The following is a 7,431-nucleotide window of genomic DNA, read 5'->3' as shown; positions in this document are numbered from 1 at the left end:
TTGTCGATGACGTACGACTGCTGGAAGAACAGCTGCCACGGGGCGACGGTGGTGCCCACGATGGAGACGATCACCAGCATCACGGCCGCCAGCTGACCCGAACCGCCCGGCATGCTCGGCACCGTGAAGTCGTGCGCCATCTGCGAGGTCTTCGGGTGGACCATGAAGTAGATCGGCACCAGCAGCAGCGAACCCACGCACAGCGTGACCGCGACGCGCTCGAAACGCCGGAACGAGCCGGTGAACGCCGAGGCGATGATCACCACCGCCGCCAGCACCACCGCGGCCACCTTCGGCAGCCCCAGGTACCCGGCCGCCAGGGTGACGCCGATGAACTCCGTGACCAGCGTCAGCGCGTTCAGCAGGAACAGGTCGATGACGCTGAACGCGCCCCAGAACTTCCCGAAGCGCTCCAGGATCAGCCGGGCGTGGCCGACACCGGTGACGGCGCCCAGGCGCAGCACCATCTCCTGGTTCACGTACAGCACCGGGACGAGCATCAGCAGCGTCCACAGCAGCTGCGTGCCGTAGTTCTGCCCCGCCTGCCCGTACGTCGAGAAGGCGCCCGCGTCGTTGTCGCCGACCATCACGATCAGGCCGGGGCCCACGATGGCGAGCAGGGTCTTGAGTCTTGCGGACAGGCCGTGGCGCGGCGTGGTGTCGTCGAGCCGGATGGTGCCGAGCGCACCCTTGATGTCGCCGACGTGGGCGTCGTCCAGTACCGCTGAACGCGGGGCGGGGACCTTGGAGTTGAGCGTGGCGTTGGTGGTCATGACGATCCTCCCGTGGGCCCCGGGCAGGCGGGGCGATCGGGGGCGCACGGCGGCGATCCCCCTGCGGACGGGCGCGGCGCATCGCCACCCGGCGGTGCGGGCCCGTTCGGGCACGGCGAAGCCGGGTGTTGAGGTGATGAGCCGTCAGAGATGTGCGCAGGGAGGGTCGTTACCGCGTGCCGGGAGTGTGCGAGGACAAGCGGGGGCAGGGGCAACTGTGGCCCGGACTACTGCAATCCATGTCTCTCGCCTCCTCCCGGTCGACGCACCCCGTGGTGCGTGTGATCGACGCGGCAAGGAGTTCGCCGGCGCGCGAAGCGACCGCCGGTTCACCCCAACTCGTCAGAGCTTTGGCACTCCACGGCGTGTCCAGCCCGGTCGGGCCGGAAGCCACTTCGGATCAACCCTTAGGTCGGGAAGATCTGTCCTAACCCTGGGCGTCTCTCGACGTCGTCGGATCAGTGGCCTGTGTCCGTGAAGAAGCCTCACCGAACGAGGTGCCTTCTTCAAACCTCCAGAAGCATAGACCGCGCGGAGGCCGATACTTGCGTACTTGGTAGAACCTTTACCTTCTGTCCCGGCTGCCCCGGCCGGGGCGCGGCGAGGCACGGCGGGGCGGATCGGGTGACGTGGGGTTTTGCCGTCGGGCCGCCACGGAACGACTTCCCACCGCATCGGCAGCAGCACCAGGTTGCGCCCGAATCCGAGGGGTGGCATGGCGTCCGCAGGCTCCCAGGACGGTCCCCGGCAGGCGCGGGCCCTCGTGCTCGCCCGCCACGCGAAGCTGTGGCTCGTTCCGAGCATCCTGTGCGGCCTGCTGGCCGTGGTGCTCTCGCTGCTCTACATGGGCGGCATCCTCAACCCGACCGGGCACCTGCACCGGCTCCCGATCGCCCTGGTGAACGCGGATCAGGGCCCGCCGCCGCCGGGCCGGACGGAGAGCCTGGGCGCGCGGCTCACCCGGGAGATCGTCGCCGGGACGCCCGGCAACACCGTCGACTGGCGCCAGGTCGACCAGGCCGAGGCGATGGACCTGCTCTCCACCGGGAAGGTCTACGGCGCGCTGCTCGTCCCGCAGGCGTTCACCGCCGACGTGGCGGCACTGACCACCGGCCGGGCCACCGAACGGCCCACCCTGACGGTGCTGACCAACCCCGGCCTCGGCAGCCTCGGCTCCTCGCTGGCCTCCCAGATCACCCAGTCCGCCGCCCACCAGGCCTCGCTGGCGCTCGGCAAGGAGCTGACCGCGGCCGTGCCGCCCACTGCCTCCGGCACGGGCACCAGCGCCACCGCGCGGCTGCTGCTCGCCGACCCGCTCGCCGTCACCACCCGGGTCGGCCACCCGATCGGCACCCACAGCGGGCTCGGCCTGAGCGCCTTCTACTACACCCTGCTGGCCGTGCTGACCGGCTTCATCGGCGGCAACATCATCCACAACGGCGTCGACACCGCGCTCGGCTACAGCGACAGCGAGCTCGGCCCCTGGCACACCCGGCGCCCGACCGTCCCGATCACCCGCACCCAGACCCTGCTGCTGAAGATGGTCATGACGGCCGGCATCATGCTGCTCACCACCACCCTGGTGATGCTCTGCTCGGTCACCGTCCTCGGCATGGACGCCCCGCACCAGGCGCTGCTCTGGGTCTTCGCCTACTGCGCCAGCCTCGCCGTCGGCCTCGGGGTCCAGGCGATCAACGCGGCGTTCGGCGGGATCGGGCAGCTGGTGTCCATGTTCGTCTTCATCGCGCTGGCGCTGCCCTCCTCGGGGGCGACCATCCCGCTCCAGGCGGTGCCCGGCTTCTACCGCTTCCTCAGCGTCTTCGAGCCGATGCGCCAGCTCAGCGACGGCATCCGGGCGATCCTGTTCTTCGACGCCCGGGCGGACGCGGGCCTGGCCCGGGGCTGGACCATGATCGCGGTCGGCGTGGTGCTCGCCCTGGCCTTCGGCTTCGGGATGACCCGGTACTACGACCGCAAGGGCCTGCACCGCTGGACGCCGCAGCCGTCGGAGTAGACGTAGTCGTCGGCGTAGGCGCCACGCCTGATCCCTACGCCTCCTACGCCTTGGTGACGGTGACCTTGAGGTGCTTCATGATCGGCTGGTCGCTCTGGGTGCTGTAGTCGCCGATCGCGCACAGCACGTTCATCTCGGGCATGTAGCCCGCCGCGCAGCCCCGCGGGATGTCGTACGGGATCGCGAGATAGCCGTTCAGCGTGCGGGTGCTGCCGTCCTTCGCGGTGCTGGTGATGTCGACCGGGTCGAGCTCGGCGATGCCGCGCTCGCGCATGTCGTCGGTGTTCAGGAAGACCAGCGTGCGCAGGTTCCGCACACCCCGGTAGCGGTCGTTGTCGGAGTAGATGGTGGTGTTCCACTGGTCGTGGGAGCGCATGGTGCCCAGCGCCAGGGTGCCCGGGGCGGGAACGACGTCGGGCAGCGGGGCGGTGGAGAACTCGGCCCGCCCGGAGGGGGTGAGGAAGACCAGTTCGCGGGCCGGCTGCTTGATCCGGAACCCGAGCGGCAGCCGCACCCGGCGGTTGAAGTCCTCGAAGCCGTCCAGGGCCCGGGACATGGTGTCGCGGATGCGGTCGTAGTCCTCGATGTACCACTCCCACGGTGTCCCGCTGTCCGGCAGCGCCGCGCGGGCCATCCCGGCGACGATGGCGGGCTCGGACAGCAGGTGCGGGGAGGCCGGGCGCTTCATGCCGACGGACAGGTGCACCATGCTCATCGAGTCCTCGACCGAGGTGCTCTGCACCCCGCCGCGCTGGTGGTCCTTCTCGGTGCGGCCCAGGCACGGCAGGATCAGCGCCTGGCGGCCGTGCACCAGGTGGCTGCGGTTCAGCTTGGTGCTCACCTGGACGGTCAACTCGCAGCCGCGCAGCGCCTCGTAGGTGTAAGGCGTGTCGGGCGCGGCGAGCGCGAAGTTGCCGCCCATGGCGACGAAGACCGTCACCTCGCCGCGCCGCATCGCCTCGACGGCGGAGACGGTGTCCAGGCCGTGCGCGCGCGGCGGGTCGATCCCGCAGGCCTCGGCGAGGCGGTCCAGGAACTCGGGTGAGGGGCGGTGGTCGATGCCGCAGGCGCGGTTGCCCTGGACGTTGCTGTGCCCGCGCACCGGCGACGGGCCGGCGCCCTCACGGCCCAGGTTGCCGCGCAGCAGCAGGAGGTTGACGATCTCCCGCACGGTGTCCACGCCGTGCTCGTGCTGGGTGACGCCCAGGCACCAGCTGACGATGGAGCGGTCGGCGTCGCGGTAGACCCGGGCGGCCTTGAGGACCTCGGCCCGGCCGAGCCCGCTCTGCCGCTCGATCTCCTCCCAGGGCGTGGCCCCGCACAGCGCGCGGTACGCCTCGAACCCGGTGGTGTGGCGCTCGATGAACTGCCGGTCCAGGGCCTGGGGGTCGGCCGTGGCCTGCTCCAGGATCGCCTTGGCCATGCCGCGCACCAGTGCCATGTCGCCGCCGATGCGCGGCTGGAGGTTCAGCGTGCTGGTCTTCGTGGACTTGAACAGCGCCATGTCCACGAACTCGTGCGGGACGATGGTGCGGGTGGCGGCCGCCTCGATCAGCGGGTTGATGTGCACGATCTGCGCGCCGCGGCGGTGCGCGTCGGCGAGGGCGGTGAGCATCCGGGGCGCGTTGGAGGCGGCGTTGACGCCCATGATGAACAGCGCGTCGGTGACCTCCCAGTCCTTGAGGTCGACCGTGCCCTTCCCGGTGCCCAGCGAGGCCTGGAGCGCGCGTCCGCTGGCCTCGTGGCACATGTTGGAGCAGTCCGGCAGGTTGTTGGTGCCCAGTTCGCGGGCCATCAGCTGGTAGAGGAAGGTGGCCTCGTTGCCGAGCCGGCCGGAGGTGTAGAAGGCGGCCCGGTTCGGGTCGTCCAGCTCGCGCAGGGTGCGGCCGACCAGCTCGAAGGCGTCCTTCCAGCTGATCGGGACGTAATGGTCCGAGCCGGCGTCGTACACCATCGGCCCGGTGAGGCGGCCCTGGTCCTCCAGCGCGAAGTCGCTCCACCCGGACAGCTCGGTCACCGAGTGGGCGGCGAAGAAGTCGCGGCCGACCCGCTTGCGGGTCATCTCCCAGGTGACGTGCTTGATGCCGTTCTCGCAGATGTCCAGGTGCAGGCCCTTGGTGTCGTCCGGCCAGGCGCACCCGGGGCAGTCGAAGCCGCCGCTCTCGTGGTTCATCCGCATGATCGCCCGGGGCCCGTCCACGTACGCGCCCTCCTTGACCAGGAAGCGCGTCACGCTCTTCGCGGCACCCCAGCCGGCGGCCGGGTGGTGGTACGGCGCGAACTGCGGCGGCCCGACGGGGTCGGGGCCCACGGCCGGCTCGTCCCGGGCGGGCTCCTGCTGGGGGTCGTCGGGGGAGCTCACGAAGCCCGCCGTCCGCCGACCGACAGCACGACCGCGCTCGCCGCGCCGTTCGGCGCCTCGTAGTTCACGGTCTCCCCGGCGTGCCGCCCGAGCAGCGCCCGCCCGAGCGGGCTGTCGGCGGTCACCAGGGTCTCCTCCCGCACCTCGGCGAGCTCCGCCACCTCGACGGTCTCCTCCACCCCGTCCGCGAACCGCACGGTGACCGTGGAGCCCACCCCCACCACCTCCGTGGACGGCGGCCCGGCGGCGGCCCCCTCGCGGACCCGGGCCTCCAACTCGGCGATCCGCTCGTCCAGCCGGGCGACGTCGTCGGCCCGCTGCAACTCGTCCGCCGCGTCCGCCCGGTCGCCCACGTCCTCCCCGCGCAGCGTCCCCACCACTTTCGCCCGCTCGGCGCGCAGCTCGGCCAACTCCTCCTGCACGGCGCGCAGGGCCTCGGCACTGATGGGCTCGGGACCGTCTGTCATGGCTGCTCCCGGGTCGTTCGCGGAACGCTCAAGCACGGGTCGCTTCCATTACCCCACCACCCCGCACCCCCGGCAAATCCGCCACGGGCGAGGCCTCCGCGACCGGCCCCGGGGGTGGCGGTGATCACCTTCGCGGTGGGTGGGCGGCGGGGCGGTGGGCCCCGGCCGGGACGAAGCCGCAGGTCCGGGCGGTGCGGGCGGGGCGCGGTCGGGCGGGCGGGGAGAGGGACCGGCGGAAGGGGCGGGGGCGGGCGAAGCTACCATGTGCGCAACACCCTCAGCTCGAAAGATGGACTTGTGACTGTCAACGACGACGTGTTCACGGACTGGAAGAACCGCGAGGAGATCGCGGAGTCGATGATCCCGATCATCGGGCGACTGCACCGCGAGCGGGACGTGACCGTCCTGCTGCACAGCAGGTCCCTGGTGAACAAGTCGGTGGTCAGCATCCTGAAGACGCACCGCTTCGCCCGCCAGATAGCCGGCGCCGAGCTCTCGGTCACCGAGACGATGCCCTTCCTGAGTGCGCTGACCACCCTGGACCTCGGCCCCTCGCAGATCGACATCGGCATGCTCGCCGCGACCTACCGGGCCGACGACCACGGCCTGTCGGTCGAGGAGTTCACCGCCCAGGCCGTCTCCGGCGCCACCGGCGAGAACAAGCTGGAGCGCCGCGACGCCCGCGACGTCGTCCTCTACGGCTTCGGCCGGATCGGCCGCCTGGTCGCCCGCCTGCTGATCGAGAAGGCCTCCGGCAACGGCCTGCGCCTGAAGGCCATCGTCGTGCGCGACAGCGGCGGCGACGACCTGGTCAAGCGCGCCTCGCTGCTGCGCCGGGACTCCATCCACGGCCAGTTCCAGGGCACGATCACCGTCGACGAGGCGAACAACAAGATCATCGCCAACGGCAACGAGATCACCGTGATCTACTCCGACGACCCGACCAAGGTCGACTACACGGAGTACGGGATCAAGGACGCCATCCTGATCGACAACACCGGCCGCTGGCGCGACCGGGAGGGCCTGTCCAAGCACCTGCGCCCCGGTATCGCCAAGGTCGTGCTGACCGCGCCGGGCAAGGGCGACGTCCCGAACATCGTCCACGGCGTCAACCACGACACGATCAAGCCCGACGAGCAGATCCTGTCCTGCGCCTCCTGCACCACCAACGCCATCGTCCCGCCGCTGAAGGCGATGGACGACGAGTACGGCGTGCTGCGCGGGCACGTGGAGACCGTCCACTCGTTCACCAACGACCAGAACCTGCTGGACAACTACCACAAGGCCGACCGTCGCGGCCGCTCGGCACCGCTCAACATGGTGATCACCGAGACCGGCGCCGCCTCGGCCGTCGCCAAGGCCCTGCCGGACCTCCAGGCGAAGATCACCGGCAGCTCGATCCGCGTCCCCGTGCCGGACGTCTCGATCGCCATCCTCAACCTGCAGCTGGCCCGCGAGACCAACCGCGAGGAGGTCCTCGACTACCTGCGCAACGTCTCGCTGACCTCGCCGCTGAAGCGTCAGATCGACTTCACCGACTCCCCCGACGCGGTCTCCAGCGACTTCATCGGCTCGCGCCACGCCTCGATCGTCGACGCCGGCGCCACCAAGGTCGAGGGCGACAACGCGATCCTCTACCTGTGGTACGACAACGAGTTCGGCTACTCCTGCCAGGTCATCCGGGTCGTCCAGTACGTCTCGGGCGTCGAGTTCCCGACCTACCCGGCCCCGGCGGTCTGATCCTCCGGCAGTTCAGGTAGTCCCGGCAGTTCCGGTAGTTCCGGCGGCGGGGCGGTGACCAGTACGGTCACCGCC

The 7,431-nt window shown here is 70.6% G+C and carries 5 protein-coding genes and 1 riboswitch; of the genes, 2 read left to right on the top strand and 3 right to left on the bottom strand.

Going from position 1 to position 7,431, the window contains the following annotated elements; genetic code table 11:
• Positions 1-773: NRAMP family divalent metal transporter (locus ACFVHI_RS36675; protein ID WP_380346359.1), on the bottom strand; the 773-nt coding region annotated here is incomplete at its 3' end.
• 326 nt (positions 774-1,099) lie between these two features.
• A riboswitch (M-box (ykoK) riboswitch) is annotated at positions 1,100-1,277 on the bottom strand.
• Between the two features lie 211 nt (positions 1,278-1,488).
• On the opposite strand from ACFVHI_RS36675, the gene ACFVHI_RS36670 reads away from it, so the two are divergent.
• Complete coding sequence (locus ACFVHI_RS36670; protein WP_380346357.1) at positions 1,489-2,787, top strand: YhgE/Pip domain-containing protein; 1,299 nt, start codon at positions 1,489-1,491, stop codon at positions 2,785-2,787.
• Between the two features lie 43 nt (positions 2,788-2,830).
• On the opposite strand, the gene ACFVHI_RS36665 is transcribed toward ACFVHI_RS36670, so the two are convergent.
• Positions 2,831-5,149 carry an FdhF/YdeP family oxidoreductase gene (locus ACFVHI_RS36665; RefSeq protein ID WP_380346355.1) on the bottom strand — a complete coding sequence of 773 codons (2,319 nt, stop codon included), beginning with the start codon at positions 5,147-5,149 and terminating at the stop codon, positions 2,831-2,833.
• Positions 5,146-5,616: a GreA/GreB family elongation factor gene (locus ACFVHI_RS36660; RefSeq protein WP_063349744.1), complete on the bottom strand. Its 471-nt coding sequence runs from the start codon at positions 5,614-5,616 to the stop codon at positions 5,146-5,148. Before ACFVHI_RS36660 ends, ACFVHI_RS36665 begins: the two co-directional genes overlap by 4 nt.
• 297 nt (positions 5,617-5,913) lie before the next feature.
• On the opposite strand from ACFVHI_RS36660, the gene ACFVHI_RS36655 reads away from it, so the two are divergent.
• Entirely contained in the window at positions 5,914-7,356 is a 1,443-nt protein-coding gene (locus ACFVHI_RS36655) for a glyceraldehyde-3-phosphate dehydrogenase (protein ID WP_063349745.1), read from the top strand.
• The last annotated feature ends 75 nt before the right edge of the window (positions 7,357-7,431 follow it).

The organism is Kitasatospora sp. NPDC127121 (assembly GCF_042677305.1).
GTDB lineage: Bacteria > Actinomycetota > Actinomycetes > Streptomycetales > Streptomycetaceae > Kitasatospora.
Note: the sequence above shows the minus strand (reverse complement) of the source record. Positions and strands in the feature narration are given on the sequence as shown.

Coding starts and splice junctions, on each gene's coding strand:
- ACFVHI_RS36670 (WP_380346357.1), top strand. CDS start 1,489: ATGGCGTCCGCAGGCTCCCAGGACGGTCCCCGGCAGGCGCGGGCCCTC.
- ACFVHI_RS36660 (WP_063349744.1), bottom strand. CDS start 5,616: ATGACAGACGGTCCCGAGCCCATCAGTGCCGAGGCCCTGCGCGCCGTG.